Here is a 23,653-nt window from a genome sequence, read left to right on the forward strand (position 1 = left end):
ACTCACCTCGATTCAGCATTCCACACGCTGTTAGCGATATCGATCGCACGTTTCCGAGCGATATTTTCCGGAAGCTTCCTGTCGTCCCAAACGATGAACAGGAAATCGTCGCGGCTATACGCAGTTCTCGGCTTCCAGCCGATATTCTTTCCGGCTCGCAACGCCGCCTTACGAACGGCGCTCAGCGCATTTTCCGCGCAGTCCACGACGAGCATTCCGCAGTAGCCGTCATATCTCGAATCAAGACTCTGTTGCATATGTTCTTCGAACAGCGACACCAGCTCGTCGAATTCGATCAGCTCGCGCATCAGCGGACCACCCGGCCACGAAGACGCGCGTCGGCACGCTCGACGGCAGCACCCCACTGGCCTCCGTAGTCCTGGTGGCGCTGAACCTCGTCGAGCCAGCCGCAGGCGTCTCCGGCGAGCCCGTACAGATCTTCGAGCACGGTGGCGATGTCACAGCCGACCGGCCGGGAATCCCAGTCCTCCAGCACGGCAAGAGCAACCCCGGCCCGCGCGGCGGCGTGGCCGATGATGCAGGACGGGCGGCCGTCGCGGACGTAGCGGCAAGTCGGCCCGCCGTCGTCCTCGTAACCTGCACTCTGGTAGACGAACTCGGGGTTTTCGCGGGCAACGGCCCGCACCTGCTGGACGAGGGCGTCGAGGTCGATCACGATGTCGGTCATTCAGTAGTCCTCAATAGCGATTGGTAGCGGATCTGGGTGCCGGTGGGGGGAGGGCGTCGAGCTGGCTGAGCCGCCGAGCTGAGTGAGGTGTCCGGCGGGACGCTCGTCACCGCCGGACACCTACGTTGTCGGGGCTACTCCTGCGGCTCCGCAATTTCGTCGCCGGGTTGCAGGGCTGCGACCTTGCGTTGGAATTCGGGGAAGTGGGTGTCGTGTCCGTACCACTGCAGGGCGTGGTCGGAGGCGTCGTCGCTGCCCGGTGTGCCTGCGACGAAGGTCTTCAGTTCGGCCAGACTCTCGAACCAGCGCGCGGTCTCCAACAGGCTGGCGCAGTGTTCCAGCTTGCCCTTGGCCTCGCCGTGCAGGCTTTCCCACGCATCGCAGCCGCTACAAGAGCCGTAGCCGATGATCAGCACGCCGAAGCGATGGTGCTCGTCGAGTGGTGCGCCGGGCCACCAGCCGCTGTTGCGCACGACGGCCGCGACAGTGCCTTGGTAGTCCTCGTTGAGGTCGACGGCCACGACGGTCTGGACACCAACTTCGTTGAGCACCCGCAACTCTGGTGTCCTCACAGCGCGCCCTCGCCGTCGTGCTCGGCGATCTGGTCGGCAGTGATGTCGAGAACATCGGCGTCGAGCGGCTCGGCGTCGTCGTAGGTACTCGGGTCCATGACCGCGCCCCGGCTACCCGCATTGTCCTGGCGCGGTTGCGGTTCGGCCGAGGTGTGCACGTACGGCTCAAGCTCACGGATCGCGGTCTTGCGATACATGACCCCCGTCACCGACTGCCACGGCGAATCCTTGCGGTCGGTGCCGTAGCTCTTGGCCTTCGCAGCAGCGATCCGCTCGGGACTGGCCTCGGCCACCGTCGAGGGTGTGCCGTCCCAGTGCAAGGCAAATGCGTAGGCGCTCACCGGCTTTCCCCGTTCACCCGACGCCGGGACGTGGGTGGGCAACTGATCGGTCAGAGGGTCGAAGGAGTACTCGTCACGCTCGAACACCGTGCGCGCCAACACCTTCTGGTAGTGCCCTGAGTTGAGGACGCGCTTGATGATTCCGTGGTAGCCCTCCTCGCCGCTGATCTGGTTGCCGCGAGGGACGAGATAGAAGTACTTGGTGCCGGGCTCGTGGCCGAGCCGGGCGCATTCGATCAGCGCCCGCATCAGACTCGCGCCCTGGTCGGCTTGCACAATGGACAGCAGTTTCGGATTCTTCCTGACCGCCATCTCGGCGACCATCATCCAGCGCCCCACATCGCCACGGATCGCAGCGGGCATCGACTTACCCAGCTCATTCTGATACTTGGCGACCACGGCAAGCGGGTTCGCCTGGCGTGCAACCTCTTTCGAGATGGACTCAGCCACTCGGATCTCCTCTATTCAGTTGTGGTGTAGCTAGATGCCGCGTCGCTCCGGCAGCACCGGGACGGCAGGCTGGTCACCTGTCGCGATGGTCAAAGGGATTGCTGCGCGCTCGATCCGCCGCACGCAGTCATGGGTGCCACGCGAACCCGGCAGCAGCGCCGCGACAGCGTGGACGTAGCCGCCGAGGTCGACCATTTGCTGGTTGCGGATCACTCCGGCGGGCTTGCCGTAGCGATCCCAGTCGGCGGGGACCGTCCGCACCGGCAGGCCAAGGCCCGACCAGATCGCGGCGGCCATCCGGTCGGCACCGCGAGCACCGCCGTGCACCAGCTCCAGATCCGGCGGACAACCCAACTGGGTCCACACCGACACCAGCACCCGTTTGAGCAAGTCGTAGTCCGTCCAGCGCCGCGATCCCGTGAACAGGATGCGGGCACTCATCCCGCGACGGCCGCCCCGGCGATGCTGCTGGCATCGGCCTTCGGGCGGGGCGCGGACTTGAGGTAGGGGTCGCCGTCTCCCGACCACGGCCGCATGCGGTAGGCGATGGCCTGCTCACCGCACACCGCTTTCCAGCCGGTGCCCATCCGGGCGGCGATCTCGATGCGAATCCCCGACAGGTGGTCCTCGGCCTTCTCGGCGGCGGCTTGGGCCTCCCACCACCGGTCTGCGAGTTCGGTGGGGATCTGGATGATTTGGGAGCGGTCGATGTCGGGATGCAGTTCGCGCATCGCCCGATAGGTGGCAGTGTGACTATCGAGGTTCGGCAGGATTCCTCGCTGCAGCTCGTCCCAGAACTGAGCACCCTCGGCGACAAGGTATTCGAGGTCTTCGGTGGTGGGGCGGATGCGATAGGAGCGCGGGTCGTTACCGCCGATCAGTGCGCGCAGGACCATGCTGTCGAGGTCGAGAACTGAGCAATACCAGGCGATTTGGCAGCGGTAGTAGATCGGAATGTTGTCGGAACCGTCACGACCCCACTTCTCGTAGTGGTCGGTGCCGGGCGCTTTGATCTCGATGCCGTCGACGAGTTCGCCGCCGGACCAGATCAGGCCATCCGGGTTGGCGATCTGCCACGGCCGGTCGCGGTGGCGGTAGGTGCCGCCGGTGGTCATCGTCAGTCCGGCAGGCAGGTGGTTGCGCTCGTACTCGGCGTAGATGACCGGTTCGAGAAGCGTGCCCCACCGCATCGGATCGGATTCCTGCACCGGCCGCAGCCGGTCCTTCTTACGGTGCCACAGCGAGTATCGAGATTCCCAAGGTGAAAGCCCCACGACAGCCGCGATCTCGCTACCGCCGATCCCGCTGGCGCGTGCCTCGTGCCAGTCCAGCGAGCCGGAGGGAAACTGGCCGACCAGGACGGCGTTGTTGACAGTGGCAGTGTGGTGTGACAAGAAACTGTTCCTTTTGGAAGGAACATCCAGCCCGGTTCAGGATATTGCCGAATAACCTGACCCTTATTCTTGGGGCTTTCGGACGCGAATCGAATGATTTAATGCACGGCAAATTCACGCAGCACCCCTCGGGGAAGCTGCGTTAAGGAATTCGCGTACTGTCACGCGATTTGCGGAATCGGTCAGGGCGGTTCATCCGAGAGAGCTTCGCTACCCTCAGAGCCACTGCGCTGACCTGGCGTTTTGCTCGGTTTTGAGCATCATACCCGCGCTTCCGGGATCGTGTCAAACGCGCCGATATTCTGCTACAAAGATGCTGCAAAACCGCCGAACATCAGGACACGATTCAATCACATCGAATATTGACGGAGCCGTGTTACATGCGGCAATATACCTTGAGCCATGATCACGAACTGATCGGTAAGTATCGTTAGGAGCACCATGCCAGCGCCCAAGCCGCTTCCTCCAGAGTGGGCGAAAGACATGAGGGCCGCTGGGCTAGTCGACGAGGACGGGAAGCCGAGCCGAGCAGCACTACAGGCAGCGTCGGCGCTGAACCCGTCCCAGATACACAACGCGATCTACGGCAGCCTCACCGCCACCGGAGGCGTCAAAGACACTACGATCAAGGCCCTAGCGAAGGCACTACGGCAGTCCCCGGAAGTCATACGCACGCGAATCAACAAGAACCTCCGAGTCAAGGTGGCGCTAACAGCCGCCGAACTGGACCTCCTCACGTGGTACCGCAACCTAGACGCAGACGCGCAAGCGAGGGAAGACCAGAAGGTCGCCGACTCCAAGAAGCAGGCGAAACCCTAAGCCGTAGAGGCGGACCTACCAACCGTAGGCCCACCCTCACGGTCTACCGAACTTCAGCGAGCGCGCCCCTGCGGCGGATAGACCGACGATGGCGGAACGTCGCGCACCGCCGCATCCCGTTGCTCGAGTTCGCGCTGACGAAGCAGCTCATCAATCAAGGCATCGCGCCCGGCGCTGTTGATATCGATCGTGTCATCGAGACCCGAGCCGTATCGAATTGTGGTGTGCGTACAGCCATCCCACTCGATGCTGTCGATCTCCAGCGAGCCCGACAGCGCCGGAATCGTCACAGCCCTCCCGCCAGTGTCCCCACCTTCGTCTTGATCCCTCATCGACGCGCTTTCTCCCCCGACCTCAAACCTGTTGCCCCCCTTAGAGGTTGATGGAAAGTCGAACCTGCTGTGCGAGGTCAATACGTCGTGTTGCCAGCGGGTGATCGACTAGTACCAATCTCGATGAGGACATCCATCTCTCGGATTTCGTGAAACTTCTGCCGTTCCGGAACCCCACGGGCGCAATGGCATTCGTGCCGTGGTCTGCACCATGCGTCCCTGGACCGCGCCTGCCGCTACCTCCCTTGAGTTGATTCGAATACTTGTTCGATTGCCACCTATAGGGTAACCCCGAAGTATTCCCAAAGTAAGCGGCGATGTAACCGTGATGCCTGTCACGTTCAATTGTTGTGGAGTTGATCTTGCGTTGCCCGACTCGGTCGTGTCAACGCCCCGGTTACAGGACTTAGAGCTTCCACAGACCCCCGACGATTTCGACACGATTTCACCGCCTCCCGCGCGCACGTCGACACCCCTCCGGCCGACGTGAACACGAGACGGCAGGACGCGCGCATCCCACTGGCCACGGCTTAAACCATGACCTGAATCACTGCACGCCGGAAGGATAAGCCGTTGCAACTTGCTAGTGCAAGTTCTGTGGGCTAAATTCGAACGGGGGTACATCGAAGGCAGTGCCATGCCATCATTTAGCCGCCGCAGGCCAGCAGGCCCCTTTCGGGACCAGCCAGCACACAGGAAGGGCTGAAGAAGATGATGCCGAATACCGGCCACGGCAAGTCGGCGGAACCCGATGACGGTCCCCCGTTCGCAGAGCGTCTGCGCTTCCTTTTCGACCGCGTCCATCCACGCGATCGACGCCCCTACACCCAGACCGAGGTGGTCGACATCATCCGCCGCAACGGCGGCAAGATGACCACTGGATACCTATCGCAACTCTTGTCTGGCAAGCGCCAATCTCCTTCGCTGGACACCGTCAACGACATCATCGCTGCGTTCGGTGTGCCCCTGGACTTCTTCGGATCGCGAAAGTCATACGAGGAGATACGGAGTTACATCGAATGGATGGCCAGCGTGCGCGACTCCGGCGTCAAGCACGTCGCCAATCGCGCCTACGACCCCACCCGTGTGTTTGAAGTAGGGTTCGCCGAACTGCGCCGCACAAGTGGCGGCGAGGACTGACCCGGATTCAGACGACGAGCATGTAGGCAGCCACAGATATTGCCGCACCCAGCAGCGCACCGACGATGACCTGGCCGCGAGTGTGATCCCCCAGATAGACCCTTGACCAGGCGATCACCGCTGTGACTGGCACCGCTGACAGGAGCCACGGTGAGATCATCATCGCCAGTAATACGGTGTTACCAGCCGCAACAGCGGTGTGCACGCTGACCTTCCAACGCCCCACGATGGTCACCACTGCGACAACGACCAGCATTGCCACGCAGGCCACGAGCCAGGCAATCAGCTCTCTCGGTGCGTCGGCCAGGACCTCGATGACCAGGCCGACGGCGACAATCGCCAAGCTCCCTGGAAGCACCCAACGCCGCCCTTTGATATCTGTCACGTGATGATCGTTGGCTGAGCCGAATCGCATCCCGACGAAGATGAGCGCCATAGGAATCACGCTGGTGAACATTGCGATGAACACACCCCACAACGGCGCAGCTACCGCGAACGAGGCGAGGATGGGCGTGACGATATTGATGACCGAGGGTGCGCCCAGCTCGGTGACCATCCGCGCCACTCGCCCACGGATCGTCGGCACAGCGGCAAGGGTCGTCGGCCCGGTCACGTCCGTCGTATGGGTCACGCCAGCGCCTTCCGTTCTTTTCGATATGCCTTCGCCAACATCAGCGCCCAGCGACGTTCTGATTCGTCGTCGAGAACGGCTTGGATGTTCTCACTCGACAGTGCCGGTCTACGACGGCCGTGGACGAGCCATTGCGCCACTGCCGTTGCCATCTCTGTCGGCTTGACGGCCACCTCGGTCGGCAGCGCGCCATCGGCGTGCGCGAGGCCGCTATCCATCGCTCCAGTCTCCATGCTCAGTGCGTCGAACAGCTCAGTGATTCGATCGTCGGCTTTCTCGTCGGCGCTACTTCCTCGACGAGATTGACGCCGTACGCCCGGCCACCGTGCCACGAGTTCCCTGTAGACCGATCCGACACCAAGCAGAACCAGGCGCGCACGGACCCACGACACGACCGGCGAGAGCATCAGCCCGACGAAGATCGCCAATACTCCTACCGCCGCCACAGCACTGGTGATCTTGAACACTACGGGTGTATGAGGCACAGCTGCGTATCGCACCATCACGAAGTAGACGAACCGAATCCACGCCCAAATCGTCACCGCGACAAGCCCGGTCGCCCACAGTGTCAAGCTCCACCCTCCGAGGCTGCGCAGATCAGCCGCCCGGACAGACATCACAATCAGCACTGGACACAACACGCCGGGAAACACCACGCCAGCAATCCCGGCCTCCGCGTAGCCCGGCAAATGGCCGTATGCCTGGTCGAACTGGAAGCCTCCAGCGACCTGCGGCATCTGTGGAGTGGCGAGGAAGATCGCCACTGCGCTCAACGAACCAACCACCGCGATCGCGGAAAGTACTGCCGCCCCGCGCTTCACGCGCTCATGGGTGGATGTGACCGCGAAAGTCAGCACGCCCAGCGACGCCGCCATCGCATTGAACAGCACGATCCGCAACGCGGTCGAGAAGTTCGAGAACGGCACCAGCTCCTGCACAGCCGCTTCACCGAATGGGGTATTCATGGTCAAGTGCAGTGCCGGGGCAAGGATCGCCAGCGACATGCTGCCCAACACCCAAGTACGCGACCACCACCAACGCCAAGCCCGAGACGCGAACGCGATCCACATCAATGGCGCAAGATACAACGCATTCAACTGAAAGCTTCTCCCCACCGAGAACGCAATCGCGGCGCTCCGCGACTGCCAAACTGCAAACGGTTCAACAACATACCGGCGAACTGCTCAGCCGCCGTCTCCTCATCGGCATCCCCTGCGCTGCCGCACTCACGCCGCAGCATCAGCGCAGCCAAGCCATGCATGCTTTCCGGCAGTATCGACTGGGCTAGATCGACGACCGGACGGCCTCGATGCCCCAGAACGATGTGCCCCATTTCGTGAGCGACCGTGCGGTCCACCTTGTACACCCACGGCGCATAGGAGACTTCGTCACGGTCGGCGAAGTGTGTCCACTGGCCGAAGACCCCTGGCGGCATGCTGTCGTCCTTGGACACAGTCAGCGGACGACCCCGTTCCCGCGCGATCGCCTGCACGACACCATCGAGAGATGCGGCTTCCTCAGCCGTCGCCACTGTGAACACGCGGTCAATCGCGGCCACGATGGTACGACTGTCGCTCACGGCGTCATACAACCATGAAAAGCGTTCCAGTCAAACTGATTCATGCACGTTTGTGCAGAACGCAGGCACACCGCCTAGCGAACTGGTCGCATGTCCACAATTGCGGCATCATCGCTGAACCTGCTGTTACGCAACAGTTCACGCAACCACCGGCCGGAGCATGGCTGCACGCAACGTGACTCACCCGGTACGGGCCGAAGCGGGCCAGCCTTGTTCGCTGTAGGTAGCGCCAGTGAAATGGGCACCGATGCCTGCGGCGGAGTACGAGATGATGGCTTCCGGCAGTGCATCCAAGGCGAACCAGCGCAGTTCATGGCACTTGTCCGGCTCACGGTTGGTCGGCTCGCCGGTCCAGAGACGTACCTCGAAGAACAGGCCGAGGCGCGGATCGCGACCAGAGCCGACGACATGCGCGGTGTGGATGTGACGCAGGTCGGCCGGGTCGATATGGACGCCGGTTTCCTCGTTCGCCTCACGGGCCGCTGCGGCTGTCGCCGATTCGCTCGCCTCCAGCTTCCCCGCAGGAAGGTGCCAGAGGCCATCGAACTCATCGGCGCTGCGGCGCTTGCTGAGCAGCAGGCGGCCGTTGCGAATGAGCAGAACGTGAACATCGACCAGGTGCCCGGTTGTCATGCAGCTCTCCCACTCGTTCCGCACCCGCCAGTGGCCGACATCAGCAAGGGTCAGTGATCATCCGGATACTTTCACAACGCCGGGAGGGCATGTGATGAGATCACATCCCAGGTGAAGATTCCCTGATCGACGTCGACATCGACCGCCAGGAAGTACAGAGTGTCGACGGCAAGCGATACTGGAGTTTCAACACCCGCGAGCGCACGCTCCAAAGGAGCGGAGTCGCGCTCGGCGGTTCCGTAGCCGAGGGAGACGTGCGGCAACGGCGGAGGGGCAGGCAGAGCCCGTTCTGTCCCGAATACCTGCTCAGCCGCGTCGCGGGTCGCGGTGTAGAGCTGCTTCCACTGCGTGTCTTCGGGAGCGGCCACCAGAACGCCATAGTCGTGCAACAGCGGCCCATTCATCGGGATCGCGAACGAGGAGCTATCGGCGGCGACCGCCGAGAGAGCTTCGGCGTATCGGTCGAGCGCGTCTTGATCTACCTCGTTGCGCCACCACGGGATTCTGGTAACTGTCGCATGCTGCCAGCGAGGTTCAACCGCTGTACAACCCTCGAACGCATCGACGGCATCAACGACCGGCTGCACCGACGCGATGAATTCAAAGCTCGGTACGACGTAGACGTGCAGCGAACCGTGCAGCTGCGGCCAGTCGAGATGGGGTGAATTGAAGAAGTTCCGCACGGCACGATCCTATGGGGCACGAGCACCTCGGGACCGATCGGACGGCTTGCGCGGCGGCTCTGCCCCGGTCCGTCGCCTTCAGTCTGGGGTTCGTTCCCTAACGACGCCTCGATGCACTGCTCTGGTGGGGTGCTGCTGGTTGGTGGCGAGGGAGGAAGTACCCCGTACCGCACAGGCATGGATACACCCCGAGCGCCGCTCCGTATGGGTATGCAGAGGCAGTTCGGGTCGGTCGATGTGCACGCGCGACGGGGATTACTCGTCGCGCCGGGACTGGGAAACTCCGAGGGGCCGATACACCCAGCCATGGGTGTGCCTGTCCGAGTCCGCCTTTACCAGGTCGGCCCGCTCGTGATCGGAAATGTGACCGTGCCCGACTCCGGACTGGAGCAGGGCACGGCCGCACTTGCCCCTCTGACGGGCGACGACTCCGGCGGCTAAGACGGTTAGACCGATACCGGATCACCCGTAAGAACTCCACGGGCGCAGGGAGGCAATGCATTTGGGGTTTCGCGGAGATTCAGGTACACCGCAGATCCGTCGTTGCCGTGCACTCCCGGTTCGCTTGGGGCGCAGCACAACTGGCCGATCTCGCGGTACCAAACCGCGTTCAACGCACAGAGCAGAAGCCTCGACGGGCTTCGAATGCCTGCTCGCGCTGCAAGAACCACAGTCTGCGGCATACCTATCGCGTCGGACAACCGTCACGACGCCCAGTGATACGTCTGCCGATTCTTCCCACCTAGGTGACGCCTCAATACTGTGGCAATTCGTTGACGCCGCAACGCGTCTCGTGTCACGATCAGATCCGTCGCAGTCAGCGACACCCCCAGGCGTGTGAGCTACGCGCGATTCTTTGAGCCGTCCACCAGGACGGCGCGAATGGAGTCGCGCATGAGCAAAATCCGATTCGACCGCCGTCGCCCCGACATCCAATGGGCACTCGCCCACGGATGGGAATTCACCAGATACAGCAAAAGCGGCCACCTCAAGTTCGTACACACCCGAACCGGGGCCACCCTGTCACTCGCCAACACCCCCAGCGACTACCGAGGCGCACAAAACGCCATCGCCCGCATCCGCCGCAAGACCCCACAGGCGGTGTACGCATGAGCCTGCCAGAGCTCTACACCACCGAGGAAGTCGCCCAGGCCCTCCGACTCCCATCAACAAACTGGCTCGAAGACGCCGCACGACTGGACGAGATCCCCCACACTCGCCTCGGTCGCCGACTTCGATTCACCCGCCAGCAGTACGAGCAGGTCATCGAGATCCACGCCAAGAACGTCAAGCCACCAACACCACTGCAGCCCAAGCCCACCCGCACACCCCAGCCCGCCGCCGAGCCCGTCACGAAGGCACGGCGGCTTCAGGCTCGCATACCCGCTCGCATGCGCAACGCGGCGGCGTAGCGCGACACGACGGGACCGACCACCATCAACAGCCAGCCGTGGCGACTGGGCAACGGCTGGCTGTTCTGTTGTTATGCGGACAGCCTCAGATCCGGCTGCGCCAATTCCAAGGCCCGCTCACGCAGCAGCGAATTCAACACTGCGACCGGCGAAGTCGGCGACATCTCCAGCCTCGCATCCAACGCCGTGAACCACGCCTCGGTCAGGTCGGCCATCAGCCGGTCGATCATGACCTGGGTGATGTGGGTATACCGTGCCTGCATGGACGAGTCCTCGTGACCAATACGTGAGTCGATCAGCTTTTGTGGTGTTCCCAACTCCTCCAGCAACGTCCTGTGCGAGTGCCGATTTCCATGCGGGGTCATGCCTTTCGCGATAGGCATCCAACACCCGTCCGATCTGCCGTGCGCGTTCCGCCCCCGCACAGGGATGCCGGGGAAGCTTTCGACGCTCACCGGCACCGGATGCTCTGGCGAAGCCTTACCGCGACTCGGGTACCAGCCTGATACTGCTGGTGTGTAGAGCCATGCGTAGAAGCCCGAGCGCCGCCAGTGCGCGGCTTCTGGCACTGCAATAGGTTTGGTGTACCCCAGCTCGTCAGCGGCGCGTAACACACGGCGACGCGTCAGCTCGGACACGTTGTCCCGGCCGCGCAGCACCGCTGATACAGCGTGGACTGTCACTTGTGCGTGCTCAGCGATCATCTTCTGCGTGATTCCGCTGGCGCTGCCTCGGCTTCGCCGTTTCGCCTGCCCTCGGAACAAATAAGTGAAGCCGTGGCATTCGCACGGCTGCGGGTTCGTTCGAGTGATGAAGTCAGCGATCAACCGCCACAGGAACTCTGGCAGGTCGATGTCGCGCTTGGACCCGTTCTTGGGATCGCACCGCACGAGCTTTCCGCCGATTTCGGCAAGCTGCCATTCCACACGCAGGCGGCGTTTAGTCACGTAGGTGGTTTCCAGGCCGACCAGCTCCCCCAAGCGCACCCCTGTGAAGAACTTCACCATCATCGCGACAAACTCGTCGTCCCTGCCGGACAGCAGTGCCATGCGCTCGGCAATCAACAGCGCGCCGAGGGCGTTGGTGATGACCTTCTCCGGTGCCCGGTTCGCCTTCCTACCGACCCGGCGGCCTCGGTTCCGCTTACGTCGAGCCGGGTTCGTTCGAATCTTCCCGGCATCGACAGCGTCTTCGAGGATGACGTGCAGCACAGCGCGGTAGACAGTAATGCTGTCGACGGCGTAACCCGCTGCGCGCAATGCCTTCTCCCAATCGGCGACAGCTTTTCGACTGATCTCGCCCAACCGCATCGGCCCGAACGTCGGCAACAGATGGCACTGGATGTGGGACTCATAGTTATGGATCGTCGTGTCGGCCAGATCCTGATCCTCCAGCCACTCTTCGACGAAGTCGGCGAACAACTGGTCGCCTCCGTCGGAGAGGTGCACCGTCCTCGACTCGAAGGGCAGTGTGGTGATCGCCACTGTCGGTGTGACATTGACCGAATGGGTTGTCGTCGTGATGATCCGGTACTCGATTTCCTTGACCTGGATCGCCTCCAGGGCAAGTTCCTTCGTGGGGTATCGATGGGGATTGCCATGCTCGTTACGGATCGTCTCGTATGTGCTCGGAGCGGTCTTGAAGCGGGCTTCCCAGTAGGACTTGCGGTTGATAGCAGGCATGTCACGTCTCCCACGTGTGCGGGTGGGAGACGTACAGCGCAACGGACGACTGTGCGACGACTTGCGTCATGGGGATCTCCTGGCGTCGTGCGCCGGGTCCGGCGCGAGGGACTAGGCCGACAACAGACACCCGTGTAGGCGTCGGTGTTGCCGGAATTCGCGCCGATCAAGTCCCTCGACGCACCTGCGGTGAGATACACCAGCAGGTCAGTTGCGATAGCACGCCCAGCATAACCAGGTAATCGGATGGCGCGCAACGCTGTTCGCTGTCACCAGCAGCGGACGGCGACACGATCGGCGACACGCCGAAGATCGAGGCCGAAATCTGAACGGGCTTCGCTGCCGGTTAGCTCAGTCGGCCGCCGTGCCGGTCGGCTGCTCGGCAATCTCGGCAAGATCTCGGTAAAAAGTTCCGTGCCGAACCCGGTCGAACCGTACCGAATCCCACCGAACGCAGCGGTCCGCCTGTCCGGCAGGGCGAAGTGGAAGGGTCGTTTTCTACGCGGAATGCGGTCCTATAAGCGCATGTAGAACGCATTGGCGCTGGTTCGACGCGATTCGCGCGAACGATCACGAGGAGTACGCGAGGCGATGGAAAATGGCTCACGGCTCAGAAGGGGGTCTCATTACGAGTGAAGCGCTCTACCGACTGAGCTAAGGCGGCGTGCCTTTCGGCGTGGCGAGTCTATCGTCTCGGGGGGTGGAACGCGAAAACGGGTGGTCACCGGGGCGGATCGGTCGGCGTCAGGTGGTTTGGGCGGCCATCAGGGCGGCGGCCAGGGCGGCCAGGGCGAAGCGGGGTTTGACGTTGAGGTCGAGGGCTTCGCGGCAGGCCAGGACGGCGTCGATGGATTTCAGCAGACCCTCGGGGCGGACGCGTTGGGCCAGGTCGTGGATCTGGTCGGACATGTCGGGGTGGGTGAGGGCGACGCCGGAGCCGTTGCGGGCGGCGCCGAAGCGGACGGCGAGGGCGTCGCGGTAGACGCCGGCCACGTCGATGAGGGCGCGGTCGAGGGAGTCGCGGCCGGTGCGGGTGGCGCGCGACTTCTGCCGTCGTTCCAGGTCTTTCAGTACGCCGGCCGAACCTCGGGTGGCGCCTGCGGCACCTTTACCGGTGCCGCCCGCGCCCATCGCGGTGGCGAGTTCTTCGCGTTCGCGGTCGTCGCGGGTGGCGCTCATCTGTTTGGCTTCGTCGTCGGCGGCCTTGACCAGTTCGTCGGCCGCGGCATAGGCGGCGCCGGGCTTCGAGGCGGCGCCGACCAGGGCCAGCGCCCGCTGGCGGCGAGCCCGCGCTTCTTCGTCGGTGGCCAGGCGCCGGGCCCGGCCGACGTGTCCGCCGCTGATCGAGGCGGCCCAGTTCGCGGTCTTCTCATCCAGTTTGTCGCGGTCGCGCAGCACCTGCGCGATGGCGGGCACCGACGGCGTGACCAGGTGCACATGCCTGCAGCGGGAGCGCAGCGTCACCGAGATGTCCTCGGGGTCGACCGAGGGCGCGCACAGCAGGAACACCGTTCGTTCCGGCGGCTCCTCGACCACCTTCAGCAGCACGTTGCCCGCAGCCTCGGTCAACCGGTCGGCGTCCTCGATGACGACCACCTGCCAGCGCCCGGTGCTCGGCCTGCGCGAGGCGATCTGCACGATCTCGCGCATCTCCTTGGTGCTGATGCTCAGCCCCTCCGGGATCACCCGGCGCACGTCACCGTGCGTGCCCGCCATGGTGGTGGTGCAGGCATGGCAGCGGCCGCAGCCCGGCGAGCCGGGGTCGGTGCATTGCAGCGCCGCCGCGAAGCACAGTGCCGCAACGGATCTGCCCGATCCGGGCGGCCCGGTGAACAGCCACGAGTGCGTCATCGCGCCCTGCACCACCTCGGCGCGAGCCGCGACCGAGGCGGCCGTCAGCGCGGACTCGACCGCATCCTGGCCGACCAACCGATCGAAGACACCTGCCACGCCGTACACCCTAGCCGCCCGTACCGACACGGATCGCGGGGTCGGCTCGGTGCGACGCGCGGACCGGTATTGCTTCTGTCGCGGGCCGGGCGGATCCTCGACAGGGAGGTGTAATCACCGTGAAAATTCTGTTGATCACCGGCGATGCGGCCGAAGACCTCGAGGTCATGTATCCGTATCAGCGCCTGCTCGAAGAGGGCCACGAGGTGGACATCGCGGCCCCCGCCGTCAAGAAACTCCAGTTCGTGGTGCACGACTTCGTAGACGGCTTCGACACCTACACCGAAAAGCTCGGGCACAGTTGGCCTGCCGACGTCGCGTTCGCCGACGTCGACCCGGCCGGTTACGACGCGTTGGTCGTGCCGGGCGGCCGGGCACCGGAGTATCTGCGCAACAACCCGGACTGCCAGCGCCTCGCGCGGCACTTCGCGGAGGCTGGCAAGCCCATCGCCGCGCTCTGCCACGGACCGCTGATCCTCGCTGCCGCAGGGGTTTTGGTCGGTCGCTCGTGCAGCGCCTACCCGGCCTTGGCCCCGGATATCGAGGCAGCCGGGGCCAAGTTCGTGGACAGCGAGGCTTATGTGGACGAAAACATCGTCACCGGCCGCGCCTGGCCCGATCACCCCGCTTGGATGCGTGAATTCCTCAGGGTGCTGGGCAAATAGCGTCGGCTGAGCACAGAGCTCAGGAGATCCGCGAGTAGGTGGTGTTCGCGCCGTCGAGTTCCTCGCGGATGATGTCGGCGTGCCCGGAGTGCTGCGAGATCTCGCGAAAGATGTGCAGCAGCGTGTAGCGCACCGTCCACCACTCGCGCTCCGGCGACCACGGGGCGGTCGGGGTCGGGACCGAGATGTCCAGGCTGTCCACCGTGCGGATCAGCTCCGCTGTGGCCGCCGCGACCTCGTCCCATTCGGCGAGCAGGCCGTCGACGGTCTCGCCCTCGGCCATCAGGTACTCGCCCGCCATTCGCGAGACATCGAGCTGGGCGTTCTCATCGCGCTCGGTGAGCACGGTGATCCAGTGGCGTTCGCAGCTGATCAGGTGGTGCAGCAGCCCGCCGAGGGTCAGTTCGCTGGCGGTGGTGCGCCTGCGTGCCTGTTCGTCGTCGATGCCGCGCACCGTGATGCGGAACAGTTCTCGCTGTTCGGCGAGCATGCTGATCAGCTCTTCGCGTTCCTGGTCGGCCATGGGCAATCCTTTCGCGGGTCGTGCACTTCGGACCGTAGGTTACGGCCCGGCACGACCCGCGAGCTCAGGAATTACCGACGCCGGTCTTCTTCGCCGCCGCCTTCTTGGCAGCGGTCTTCTTGGCGACCGTCTTGGTGGTCGTCGACTTGGCGGCAGTGGCCTTCTTGGCCGCCGTCTTCTTGGCAGCGGACTTCTTCGCAGGCGCCTTCTTGGCCGCCGCCTTCTTCTTCACCGGTCCACGGGCCCGGCGGTCGGCGAGCAACTCCATCGCCCGCTCCGGGGTGATCGACTCGATCTCGTCGCCCTTGCGCAGCGTAGCGTTGGTCTCACCGTCGGTGACGTACGGGCCGAAGCGACCGTCCTTGATCACCATCGGCTGACCGGAGGCCGAGTCGTTGCCCAGTTCACGCAGCGGTGCCGCGGCGGAGGCCTGCCTGCCGCGCCGCTTCGGCTCGGCGTAGATCTTCAGCGCCTCCTCGAGCGTCACGTCGAAGATCTGATCCTCGCCGGTGAGCGAACGAGAGTCGGTGCCCTTCTTCAGATATGGGCCGTAGCGACCGTTCTGCGCGGTGATCTCCTCGCCGGAGGCCGGGTCCTTGCCGACCACCCTGGGCAACGACAGCAGCTTGAGCGCGTCGTCGAGGGTGACCGTCGCCAGGTCCATCGACTTGAACAGCGAACCGGTGCGCGGCTTGGGCGCGGTCGCCTTTTTCGCCGTCTTCTTGGCGGGTGCCGTCGTTTCCGCCGCGGCGGGTTCGGGCAGCACCTCGGTGACGTACGGGCCGAAACGTCCTTCCTTGGCAACGATTTCGTGCCCGCTCGCCGGATCCGTGCCCAGCGAGCGCCCCTCCTGCGGGGTCGAGAACAACTTCTCGGCGACCTCGCGGGTCAGCTCGTCCGGCGGCAGATCGTCGGGCAGGTTGGCCCGCTGCGAGATCGAATCACCTTCGGGGTCATCGGGATTGGTGACCATCCGCTCCAGGTACGGACCGTACCGGCCGACCCGGACGACGACGTCGCGTCCCTCTTCGTCGGCAAACAGCTTGATGGAGTTGATCTCTCGCGCGTCGATGTCGTCGAGCCGCTCGCCGACCATCTTCTTCAGCCCGCCGGAGCGCGCGACCGAGCCCTCGACACCGGTCTCGCCGCCGAAATAGAAGCTGGACAACCAACTTCCGCGCTGTTCGCGACCGCCTGCGATGGCGTCGAGGTCGTCCTCCATGCCCGCGGTGAAGTCGAAATCGACCAGCCTGCCGAAATGTTCTTCCAGCAGCCCGATCACGGCGAACGCCACCCACGACGGCACCAGCGCGCTACCGCGCTTGTACACATAGCCGCGGTCGAGAATCGTCTTGATGATCGACGCGTACGTCGACGGTCGGCCGATGCCCAGCTCTTCGAGCGTCTTGATGAGCGAGGCTTCGGTGTATCTGGCGGGCGGATTCGTACTGTGCCCATCGGGATTCAGCTCGACCGCGGTGACGCCCTGACCCTCGTCCAGCGCGGGCAGCCTGGACTCGGCGTCGTCGGATTGACCGCCCGCCTCCTCGTCCACGCTTTCCACGTAAGCCTTGAGGAAGCCGGCGAAGGTGATGGTGCGACCCGAGGCCGAGAACACGCATTCCTCGCCGGTGGTCGCGACGCCGGTGATGCGCAGCGTCAGCGTGGTGCCCCTGGCGTCGGCCATCTGCGAGGCGACCGTGCGCTGCCAGATCATCTCGTAGAGCCGGAACTCGTCGTTGTCCAGTCGCGCGTGCAACTGGCCGGGGGTGGCGAAGGTGTCGCCGGCCGGGCGGATCGCCTCGTGTGCTTCTTGCGCGTTCTTCACCTTGCGGGTGTATTGGCGCGGGGTGGGATGCACGTACTCGGCACCGTACAGCTGGGTCGCCTGCGACCTGGCCGCGGCGATGGCCGACTCCGACAGCGTGGTCGAGTCGGTACGCATGTAGGTGATGTAGCCGTTTTCGTACAGTCGCTGCGCGACCCGCATCGTGCGCTCGGAGTTGAAGCGCAGCTTGCGCCCGGCCTCCTGCTGCAGCGTCGAGGTCATGAACGGCGGGTACGGCTTGCGGCTGTACGGCTTGGCCTCTGCGGACGAGACGACCAGGTCGGCGCCGTCGAGGGCTTGCGCCAAGCGGCGCGCGTAACCCTCGTCCAGCACGACGACACCGGAGGCGGTCTTGAGCTGACCGTCCGAGCCGAAGTCACGACCGCTCGCGACGCGCGCACCGGCGACACTGACCAGCCGCGCCCCGAAGGTCCGCGGATTGCTGGTGTCCCCGTCTTCACCCGGGCCCGCGTCGAGTTTCGCGGCGATGTCCCAGTATTCGGCGGAACGGAAAGCCATCCGCTCGCGCTCGCGCTGGACGATCACCCTGGTGGCGACCGACTGCACCCGGCCTGCCGACAGTCGCGGCATCACCTTTTTCCACAGCACCGGGCTGACCTCGTAGCCGTACAGCCGGTCCAGGATGCGGCGGGTCTCCTGCGCGTCGACCAGGTCGTTGTCCAGGTCGCGGGTGTCGGCGGCGGCCGCCTGGATGGCGGGCTCGGTGATCTCGTGGAACACCATGCGCCGAACCGGAACCTTGGGCTTCAGCGTTTCCAGCAGATGCCAGGCGATGGCCTCGCCCTCGCGGTCGGGGTCGGTGGCGAGGTAGAGCTCGTCGGCGTCCTTCAGCAGGTTCTTGAGCTCGGCGACCTTGGCCTTCTTATCGGGGCTCACCACATAGATGGCCTCGAAGTCGTGGTCCACGTCGACGCCGAGCCGGGCCCAGGACTCGCCCTTGTATTTGGCGGGAACGTCCGCCGCACCACGCGGCAGGTCCCGGATATGTCCGACCGAAGCCTCGACCGTGTAGTTACGGCCTAGATAGGGCGCTATCTTGCGGGCCTTGGTTGGGGACTCGACGATCACGAGACGACGCAGGGGACGGCCCTGGTCGGCTGCACCGCGGTCTCGTGTTGCCACCGGCGAATACACCTTTCCTGTCGACCCGCGCGGGCGCTTTTCGGCGCTGTGCGCGGCTGGGGCAAGCGGGGACGACGGCTGGGCGTCGCCACCAGACACGTTTATACCTTGACGCTACGTGTGGCCGAGTGCTTGCGACTTGAACCACAGAGCGTACGCGCGTCACTGCGACTCAGTATGCCTTGTGTTCAGGCCCCGGCTGTGCCACGGCGTGTTCACAGGCTCCTGACCTCAGTCGCCGGGTGTGTCTTTGCCCCGGATATAGCTCGTCCCCCACCTCCGGCTGACCGGCGGTGAGGGACGAGTGTGTTGGATTGCGTCGCTCAGCTGAGCGCGCGAACTCCGGTGGCCTGCGGGCCCTTGGTGCCCTGGCCGACCTCGAACTCGACCTTCTGGTTCTCTTCGAGGGTGCGGAAGCCCGACCCCTGAATTTCGGAGTAGTGGACGAAGACGTCAGCGGAGCCGTCCTCGGGCGCGATGAAGCCGAACCCCTTCTCCGCGTTGAACCACTTCACAGTTCCCTGTGCCATTCTGTTCCTTCTCTTTTCTTACCGGAACGGCGGACAACTGGGTTCGTCCACCGGGCCCGTTCCGACCGCTGTACTGTTGGTTCCCCCTGCAGGAAAGCACCAAGCACACCGTTCGCAACATCGATCCTGCTGACGGTTTGGACTTTGGATCCGACCCTCGAACACAGAAGCTTGCGACCAGGAACCAGTGAACCATGTCTTCGAGCAATTCAACAGTCGAGTTACCGACAATTTGCAAAAAAGTTGATCTTGCGAATGCGCAGGTGCGGGACACAATGCCGGAATCCAGACTTGAGGTTCGTTTGCCTCCCGATAACCGAGTGCGCGTATGGCAAAGAGCCTGTGACCCAGGTCGCTATTTGGTATCGAATTGGCAGGTAGACGTTCCTAACCGTCCACGTTTCACACTTTCTGAGCGTGTCGTGGCGCGCGCCGCATGAATCCGACCAACTCGACCGCTCGCACGGCACCCCCTAACGGCCTCAGCTACGGGACATCGTTGCTGAATCGTGTCCTAGTCGGAGTGCCCGCCGACGAGCCCCGGTTGACCCACGTCGTCGAGCTACCCGCCCGCGCCGCCGAGCTCACCACCTGGCCCGATTGGACATCGCCGGAGGTGATCTCGGCATTACGGGACACCGGCGTCGACGCGCCGTGGAGCCATCAGACCCGCACCGCCGACCTCGCGCACGGCGGCGCCCACGTGGTGGTCAGCACCGGCACAGCATCCGGCAAGTCGATGGGTTATCAGCTACCGGTATTGACCGCGCTGCGTGAAGACCCGCGCGCCACTGCCATTTATCTGGCACCCACCAAAGCGCTCGGCGCGGATCAGCTGCGGGCCGTCGGCGCGCTGACACACGAGGGACCGCTGCGCGATATTCACCCAGCAACCTATGACGGCGATACTCCCGCCGAGATCAGGCAGTGGGTGCGGGCGAACGCACGCTGGGTTTTCACCAATCCCGACATGCTGCATCTTGGCATCTTGCGCTCGCATCAGCGCTGGGCTCGGGTGCTGCGCAGGCTGCGCTACATCGTGGTCGACGAATGCCATGCCTACCGGGGCGTTTTCGGGTCGCACGTGGCGCTGGTGCTGCGCAGGCTGCGGCGGATCGCCGCGCGCTACGGCGCGGATCCGGTGTTCGTGCTGTGCTCAGCCACCACGGCGGAGCCCGCGGCCGCCGCCTCCCGGTTGATCGGAGCGCCGTGTGTCGCGGTCACCGAGGACGGATCACCGCAGGGGCCACGCACCGTCGCGCTGTGGGAGCCGCCCCTGCTCACCACTGTGACCGGCGAAAACGGCGCGCCGGTGCGGCGGGCGGCCACCACGGAGGCCGCGCAGATCATGGCCGACCTGGTGGTCGAGGGCGCGCGGACGCTGACCTTCGTGCGGTCCCGTCGCGCCGCCGAGCTCACCGCGATGGACGCGCGGCGGTTGCTGAGTGAGGTCGATCCGGACCTCGCCGAGCGCGTCGCCGCGTACCGGGCCGGATACCTCGCGGAGGATCGGCGCGAGCTGGAGACGGCGTTGTCGGACGGTTCGCTGCTCGGCGCGGCCACCACCAACGCACTCGAACTCGGGGTCGATATCGCCGGGCTCGATGCCGTGGTGATCTGCGGTTTTCCCGGCACCGTCGCCTCGTTCTGGCAGCAGGCGGGCCGGGCGGGCCGGCGCACCCAGGGGTCCTTGGTCATCCTGGTGGCCAGGGACGATCCGCTGGATACCTACCTCGTGCATCACCCGGAAGCTTTGCTGGACAAGCCCGTCGAGGCCACCATCACCGACCCGCGCAATCCCTATGTACTGGGTCCCCAGTTGCTCTGCGCGGCGTTGGAGCTGCCGCTCACCGACGCCGAGGTGGACGAACTCGGCGCGCGGGAGGTGCTGGCCGGTCTCGCCGAGAAGGGATTGATCAGGCGTCGCGTGGTCACGGGCGCCGAGGAGCGGGGACGCTGGTACGTCACCGCGGAGACGCAGCCGCACGACGCCGTCGATGTGCGCGGCGGGATCGGTACGCCGGTGGCCATCGTCGACGGCGAGACCGGGCGATTGCTCGGCACGGCCGATGCCGGACGGGCGCCGGCGACGCTGCATCAGGGCGCCGTCCACCTGCATCAGGGTGAGACCTTCGTCGTCGACGAGCTGGATCTGGAGGGCGGCGTCGCGTTCGTGCACGCCGCCGAACCGGGGTGGACCACCAGCGCTCGCTCGGTCACCTCGATCGCCATCGACGAGCTGACCGACGAGCGGCGCTACGGCCGGGTGACCATTGCGTTGGCGCAGGTCAGGGTGACCAGTCAGGTGGTCGGGTATCTGCGCACCCTGGTCACCGGCGAGGTGCTCGACCTGGTCGAACTCGACATGCCCGAGCACACCCTGCCTACCAGGGCGGTGCTTTATACGGTGTGCCCGGAGTTGTTGACGCTGGTCGGTATCGACCCGGCGGACGTGCCCGGCGCGCTGCACGCCGCCGAGCATGCGGCGATCGGGCTGTTGCCGCTGGTGGCGACCTGCGATCGGTGGGATATCGGCGGGGTCTCCATCGCCGAGCATCCGGATACCGGGCTGCCGACGGTGTTCGTCTACGACGGTCAGCCGGGCGGGGCGGGCTTCGCCGAGCGCGGGTACGCCCAGTTGCAGCGCTGGCTGGCGGCCACCCTCGCCGTGATCGAGTCCTGCGCCTGCGCCGCGGGCTGCCCGTCGTGCGTCCAGTCGCCCAAGTGCGGGAACGGGAACCATCCGCTCGACAAGGCCGGTGCGGCGCGCCTACTCACCGCAGTGCTGGCCGAGCTGTCGGTCCGGTGACGACGCCGAGCTCGGTTCGTGACGGCACCGAGCTCCGCGTGTGATCGAATGTCTACCTGACCTGGGGCGATCCGCCCGGGAGCCGGACTCGGTAGCCGCGGACCGCGGTCCGGGCTCCCTGGTCGAATAAAGAGGAATGTATTCAGGTTAACTGCGCTATTGCCACATCGCCGCCTGCGTACATGCGCATTCGTTCGTTTCTTTATCCGCGTCGCTGCGGACAATTGTGCCGTCTGAAATTATTTGGCCAGGCTATTTACCGATTTCCGCTACTCGCGACAACGCCTGAGTGCGAGTCCGCACTTAGGTTTCTCTCAGTTTTCAACAGGTCCGGCTCGTGCGACAGCGCGCACCCTGTAGGTTCCTAACAGACCCATTGGTACATTCCTGTTAACAATCACAGTCGCGTCCCACTCGGCGACTTCGCACTGTTCCATCCGGGCCGCCATCCGCCGCACCACCGCTGCCGCCGCAGCGCATCCCGCGTCGACCCCCTCGGCCAATGCCGCAGCTGCCGCCAGCGCCGCCGAGTCGGCTGCTGCCTGCGCCCGATGCCGGGTGACAACCACCACACCGACCTGCCCGATCATCAGCGTCGCCGCGATGAGCGCCGTGAGGGCGAGACACGCGAAGACCGTCGCCGCGCCGTCATCGGCCCGAAGCTTGCCCCTCATCCGCTCCCCCGCCGCTCTGTGACTGCTTCTCTGTTCACGCGCTGTCACGGTGTCGTTCCCGGCTCGCGGACCGCGACGGCGTCCGCGTGCAGCGTGAGCAGCGGCAGCAGGGGCGCGCGGGTGGTGACTCGGGCGATCACGTGGTTGCCCTCGCTGCGCAGCGAGATGTCTGCGGCCGGAGGTGCGACGCGGCGGGCAGCGGCGATCGCGTTCGCTTCGTCGCCGCGGGCGGACAGGCGGGCCGCCTCGCGGGCGGCGTCGACACAACGGACCTGGGTCGACGCCGCCAGCAATGCTCCGATACACAGCACAACCGCGACGACCAGGGTGGCGAGCGCGATCGCCGCCTCGACCGTCACCGAACCCCGATCATCACCGAGAGCCTTTGCACCCCAACGGTTTACCCCGAATCGCCAGGCTGCTACACGGTGGTGTTGAGGGCGCGGTCGATGATCTTCGTCAGCGCGTTCACAATGCTGTCGCCGGTCACCACCCCGTACAGCACGGCACCGAACGCCGCGGCGGCGATGGTCCCGATCGCATACTCGGCCGTGCTCATCCCGTCGTCGGCGGTCGCCGCGTGCAGGATTCGCGAACGCAGCTCCATATATACAGCCCTCGAACCGTGGATCGCGTTGCTCGTCACTCGCTCGATCAGCACCTGATTCCCCTCTCACTGCGGCCCGCGCGGCCGATCCGCGCGGACACGTTCCGGTAGGCCGAGCAGACGGTGCGTGCACGCCGCCAAGCACCCGCCCGCGCTCGCTCACAGCAGCCCACCGCCGAGCACCCGGCCGGCGAGACCGATCACCACCGGCACGATGCCGAGGCAGACGAACGCGGGGAGGAAGCAGAGGCCGAGGGGCCCTCCGATCAGTACGCCGGCCCGCTCGGCCTTCGCCGCTGCGGCATCCTCGACTGCACTCCGTCGCTGTTCGGCCAGTTCGCCGACCGCGACTGCCAGCGAGGCGCCCGAGCGCGCGGACCGGCGCGCCATCCGCGCCAACGACTCCACCTCTTCGGCGCCCGCCCGGCCGGTTTCGTCTGCCGCCGCGCGCTCCCAGGCCGTAGCAGGATCGGCACCGAGGGCGAGCAGGTCCGCGGCTCGTCGCAGCGCCTCCCCCAGCGGTTCCGGCGCGCCGGGTGCCACCGCCCGCGCCGCGCCCGCCATCGGC

At 65.0% G+C, this 23,653-nt stretch carries 27 protein-coding genes; 6 read left to right on the plus strand and 21 right to left on the minus strand.

Features of this window, described 5'->3' with window-relative positions:
- Window positions 1–2: 2 nt before the first annotated feature.
- The 6 genes from NN4_RS09835 to NN4_RS09860 all read right to left on the minus strand — a co-directional run bounded on the left by NN4_RS09835 (window position 3) and on the right by NN4_RS09860 (window position 3,445).
- Complete coding sequence (locus NN4_RS09835) at window positions 3–308, minus strand: hypothetical protein (RefSeq protein ID WP_147129625.1); 306 nt, start codon at window positions 306–308, stop codon at window positions 3–5.
- Entirely contained in the window at window positions 308–688 is a 381-nt protein-coding gene (locus tag NN4_RS09840) for a hypothetical protein (protein WP_147129626.1), read from the minus strand. Before NN4_RS09840 ends, NN4_RS09835 begins: the two co-directional genes overlap by 1 nt.
- Before the next feature lie 134 nt (window positions 689–822).
- The gene (locus tag NN4_RS09845) at window positions 823–1,260 is read right to left on the minus strand and encodes a hypothetical protein (protein WP_147129627.1); all 438 of its coding nucleotides are present in this window, start codon (window positions 1,258–1,260) and stop codon (window positions 823–825) included.
- Window positions 1,257–2,051 (minus strand): RecT family recombinase, encoded by a 795-nt coding sequence (locus tag NN4_RS09850; protein WP_147129628.1) that lies wholly within the window; start codon window positions 2,049–2,051, stop codon window positions 1,257–1,259. The genes NN4_RS09845 and NN4_RS09850 overlap by 4 nt, the downstream gene beginning before the upstream one ends.
- A gap of 30 nt (window positions 2,052–2,081) precedes the next feature.
- Window positions 2,082–2,492 carry a DUF2493 domain-containing protein gene (locus NN4_RS09855; RefSeq protein ID WP_147129629.1) on the minus strand — a complete coding sequence of 137 codons (411 nt, stop codon included), beginning with the start codon at window positions 2,490–2,492 and terminating at the stop codon, window positions 2,082–2,084.
- Entirely contained in the window at window positions 2,489–3,445 is a 957-nt protein-coding gene (locus NN4_RS09860) for a YqaJ viral recombinase family nuclease (RefSeq protein WP_186818340.1), read from the minus strand. Before NN4_RS09860 ends, NN4_RS09855 begins: the two co-directional genes overlap by 4 nt.
- Window positions 3,446–3,886: 441 nt before the next feature.
- Here NN4_RS09860 and NN4_RS09865 point away from each other — a divergent pair, with 441 nt between their 5' ends.
- The gene (locus NN4_RS09865) at window positions 3,887–4,264 is read left to right on the plus strand and encodes a hypothetical protein (RefSeq protein WP_147129631.1); all 378 of its coding nucleotides are present in this window, start codon (window positions 3,887–3,889) and stop codon (window positions 4,262–4,264) included.
- 53 nt (window positions 4,265–4,317) lie between these two features.
- Here the strand turns inward: NN4_RS09865 and NN4_RS09870 are convergent, their stop codons facing one another.
- Window positions 4,318–4,554: a hypothetical protein gene (locus NN4_RS09870; protein ID WP_147129632.1), complete on the minus strand. Its 237-nt coding sequence runs from the start codon at window positions 4,552–4,554 to the stop codon at window positions 4,318–4,320.
- Window positions 4,555–5,307: 753 nt separating this feature from the next.
- On the opposite strand from NN4_RS09870, the gene NN4_RS09875 reads away from it, so the two are divergent.
- Complete coding sequence (locus NN4_RS09875; protein WP_246180798.1) at window positions 5,308–5,736, plus strand: helix-turn-helix domain-containing protein; 429 nt, start codon at window positions 5,308–5,310, stop codon at window positions 5,734–5,736.
- Between the two features lie 7 nt (window positions 5,737–5,743).
- Here the strand turns inward: NN4_RS09875 and NN4_RS09880 are convergent, their stop codons facing one another.
- The 5 genes from NN4_RS09880 to NN4_RS09900 all read right to left on the minus strand — a co-directional run bounded on the left by NN4_RS09880 (window position 5,744) and on the right by NN4_RS09900 (window position 9,262).
- Entirely contained in the window at window positions 5,744–6,367 is a 624-nt protein-coding gene (locus tag NN4_RS09880; RefSeq protein ID WP_246180799.1) for a phosphatase PAP2 family protein, read from the minus strand.
- Window positions 6,364–7,371, minus strand: coding sequence for a hypothetical protein (locus tag NN4_RS09885; RefSeq protein WP_147129633.1), 1,008 nt, complete (start codon window positions 7,369–7,371; stop codon window positions 6,364–6,366). The genes NN4_RS09880 and NN4_RS09885 overlap by 4 nt, the downstream gene beginning before the upstream one ends.
- Before the next feature lie 89 nt (window positions 7,372–7,460).
- Window positions 7,461–7,946, minus strand: coding sequence for a hypothetical protein (locus tag NN4_RS09890; RefSeq protein WP_246180800.1), 486 nt, complete (start codon window positions 7,944–7,946; stop codon window positions 7,461–7,463).
- A 180-nt stretch (window positions 7,947–8,126) separates the two neighbouring features.
- Window positions 8,127–8,579 carry an NUDIX domain-containing protein gene (locus tag NN4_RS09895; RefSeq protein ID WP_147129634.1) on the minus strand — a complete coding sequence of 151 codons (453 nt, stop codon included), beginning with the start codon at window positions 8,577–8,579 and terminating at the stop codon, window positions 8,127–8,129.
- A 71-nt stretch (window positions 8,580–8,650) separates the two neighbouring features.
- A complete protein-coding gene (locus NN4_RS09900; protein WP_147129635.1) occupies window positions 8,651–9,262 on the minus strand; it encodes a 2'-5' RNA ligase family protein in 612 nt (203 codons plus the stop codon).
- An 894-nt stretch (window positions 9,263–10,156) separates the two neighbouring features.
- Between NN4_RS09900 and NN4_RS09905 the strand changes: the two genes are divergently transcribed.
- Complete coding sequence (locus tag NN4_RS09905) at window positions 10,157–10,375, plus strand: type II toxin-antitoxin system HicA family toxin (RefSeq protein WP_147129636.1); 219 nt, start codon at window positions 10,157–10,159, stop codon at window positions 10,373–10,375.
- Window positions 10,372–10,674, plus strand: coding sequence for a helix-turn-helix domain-containing protein (locus tag NN4_RS09910; protein WP_147129637.1), 303 nt, complete (start codon window positions 10,372–10,374; stop codon window positions 10,672–10,674). Before NN4_RS09905 ends, NN4_RS09910 begins: the two co-directional genes overlap by 4 nt.
- A gap of 71 nt (window positions 10,675–10,745) precedes the next feature.
- Here NN4_RS09910 and NN4_RS09915 read toward each other — a convergent pair whose 3' ends face one another.
- Together NN4_RS09915 and NN4_RS09920 are read right to left on the minus strand one after the other, a co-directional pair.
- Window positions 10,746–12,356 carry a tyrosine-type recombinase/integrase gene (locus tag NN4_RS09915; RefSeq protein ID WP_147129638.1) on the minus strand — a complete coding sequence of 537 codons (1,611 nt, stop codon included), beginning with the start codon at window positions 12,354–12,356 and terminating at the stop codon, window positions 10,746–10,748.
- 744 nt (window positions 12,357–13,100) lie between these two features.
- The gene (locus tag NN4_RS09920; RefSeq protein ID WP_147129639.1) at window positions 13,101–14,306 is read right to left on the minus strand and encodes a DNA polymerase III subunit delta'; all 1,206 of its coding nucleotides are present in this window, start codon (window positions 14,304–14,306) and stop codon (window positions 13,101–13,103) included.
- A 119-nt stretch (window positions 14,307–14,425) separates the two neighbouring features.
- Here NN4_RS09920 and NN4_RS09925 point away from each other — a divergent pair, with 119 nt between their 5' ends.
- Window positions 14,426–14,971 (plus strand): DJ-1/PfpI family protein, encoded by a 546-nt coding sequence (locus NN4_RS09925; protein ID WP_222595013.1) that lies wholly within the window; start codon window positions 14,426–14,428, stop codon window positions 14,969–14,971.
- Between the two features lie 19 nt (window positions 14,972–14,990).
- On the opposite strand, the gene NN4_RS09930 is transcribed toward NN4_RS09925, so the two are convergent.
- The 3 genes from NN4_RS09930 to NN4_RS09940 all read right to left on the minus strand — a co-directional run bounded on the left by NN4_RS09930 (window position 14,991) and on the right by NN4_RS09940 (window position 18,995).
- Window positions 14,991–15,494 carry a mycothiol transferase gene (locus NN4_RS09930; protein ID WP_147129641.1) on the minus strand — a complete coding sequence of 168 codons (504 nt, stop codon included), beginning with the start codon at window positions 15,492–15,494 and terminating at the stop codon, window positions 14,991–14,993.
- Window positions 15,495–15,558: 64 nt separating this feature from the next.
- Window positions 15,559–18,465 (minus strand): type I DNA topoisomerase, encoded by a 2,907-nt coding sequence (gene topA, locus NN4_RS09935; RefSeq protein WP_147129642.1) that lies wholly within the window; start codon window positions 18,463–18,465, stop codon window positions 15,559–15,561.
- Window positions 18,466–18,788: 323 nt separating this feature from the next.
- Window positions 18,789–18,995: a cold-shock protein gene (locus tag NN4_RS09940; protein ID WP_011206895.1), complete on the minus strand. Its 207-nt coding sequence runs from the start codon at window positions 18,993–18,995 to the stop codon at window positions 18,789–18,791.
- A 436-nt stretch (window positions 18,996–19,431) separates the two neighbouring features.
- On the opposite strand from NN4_RS09940, the gene NN4_RS09945 reads away from it, so the two are divergent.
- Window positions 19,432–21,804, plus strand: coding sequence for a DEAD/DEAH box helicase (locus tag NN4_RS09945; RefSeq protein ID WP_147129643.1), 2,373 nt, complete (start codon window positions 19,432–19,434; stop codon window positions 21,802–21,804).
- A 314-nt stretch (window positions 21,805–22,118) separates the two neighbouring features.
- Here NN4_RS09945 and NN4_RS09950 read toward each other — a convergent pair whose 3' ends face one another.
- From NN4_RS09950 to NN4_RS09965, 4 genes are all read right to left on the minus strand, one after another.
- The gene (locus NN4_RS09950) at window positions 22,119–22,526 is read right to left on the minus strand and encodes an Rv3654c family TadE-like protein (RefSeq protein ID WP_371865637.1); all 408 of its coding nucleotides are present in this window, start codon (window positions 22,524–22,526) and stop codon (window positions 22,119–22,121) included.
- Window positions 22,523–22,837 (minus strand): TadE family type IV pilus minor pilin, encoded by a 315-nt coding sequence (locus NN4_RS09955; RefSeq protein ID WP_147129644.1) that lies wholly within the window; start codon window positions 22,835–22,837, stop codon window positions 22,523–22,525. The genes NN4_RS09950 and NN4_RS09955 overlap by 4 nt, the downstream gene beginning before the upstream one ends.
- A gap of 62 nt (window positions 22,838–22,899) precedes the next feature.
- Complete coding sequence (locus NN4_RS09960) at window positions 22,900–23,085, minus strand: DUF4244 domain-containing protein (RefSeq protein ID WP_135237768.1); 186 nt, start codon at window positions 23,083–23,085, stop codon at window positions 22,900–22,902.
- 159 nt (window positions 23,086–23,244) lie between these two features.
- The coding region (locus tag NN4_RS09965; RefSeq protein ID WP_186818341.1) for a type II secretion system F family protein at window positions 23,245–23,653 on the minus strand (409 nt) is incomplete at its 5' end.

The organism is Nocardia ninae NBRC 108245, assembly GCF_007990755.1.
In the GTDB taxonomy this organism is placed as follows: domain Bacteria; phylum Actinomycetota; class Actinomycetes; order Mycobacteriales; family Mycobacteriaceae; genus Nocardia; species Nocardia ninae.

Bases quoted from the DNA above. Each gene is read 5' to 3' on its own strand.
- NN4_RS09895 (WP_147129634.1), bottom strand. From the start codon at position 8,579: ATGACAACCGGGCACCTGGTCGATGTTCACGTTCTGCTCATTCGCAAC.
- NN4_RS09930 (WP_147129641.1), bottom strand. From the start codon at position 15,494: ATGGCCGACCAGGAACGCGAAGAGCTGATCAGCATGCTCGCCGAACAG.
- NN4_RS09875 (WP_246180798.1), top strand. From the start codon at position 5,308: ATGATGCCGAATACCGGCCACGGCAAGTCGGCGGAACCCGATGACGGT.
- NN4_RS09855 (WP_147129629.1), bottom strand. From the start codon at position 2,492: ATGAGTGCCCGCATCCTGTTCACGGGATCGCGGCGCTGGACGGACTAC.
- NN4_RS09905 (WP_147129636.1), top strand. From the start codon at position 10,157: ATGAGCAAAATCCGATTCGACCGCCGTCGCCCCGACATCCAATGGGCA.
- NN4_RS09910 (WP_147129637.1), top strand. From the start codon at position 10,372: ATGAGCCTGCCAGAGCTCTACACCACCGAGGAAGTCGCCCAGGCCCTC.
- NN4_RS09940 (WP_011206895.1), bottom strand. From the start codon at position 18,995: ATGGCACAGGGAACTGTGAAGTGGTTCAACGCGGAGAAGGGGTTCGGC.
- NN4_RS09840 (WP_147129626.1), bottom strand. From the start codon at position 688: ATGACCGACATCGTGATCGACCTCGACGCCCTCGTCCAGCAGGTGCGG.
- NN4_RS09960 (WP_135237768.1), bottom strand. From the start codon at position 23,085: ATGGAGCTGCGTTCGCGAATCCTGCACGCGGCGACCGCCGACGACGGG.
- NN4_RS09865 (WP_147129631.1), top strand. From the start codon at position 3,887: ATGCCAGCGCCCAAGCCGCTTCCTCCAGAGTGGGCGAAAGACATGAGG.
- NN4_RS09945 (WP_147129643.1), top strand. From the start codon at position 19,432: ATGAATCCGACCAACTCGACCGCTCGCACGGCACCCCCTAACGGCCTC.
- NN4_RS09915 (WP_147129638.1), bottom strand. From the start codon at position 12,356: ATGCCTGCTATCAACCGCAAGTCCTACTGGGAAGCCCGCTTCAAGACC.
- NN4_RS09885 (WP_147129633.1), bottom strand. From the start codon at position 7,371: ATGTCGCTGGCGATCCTTGCCCCGGCACTGCACTTGACCATGAATACC.
- NN4_RS09835 (WP_147129625.1), bottom strand. From the start codon at position 308: ATGCGCGAGCTGATCGAATTCGACGAGCTGGTGTCGCTGTTCGAAGAA.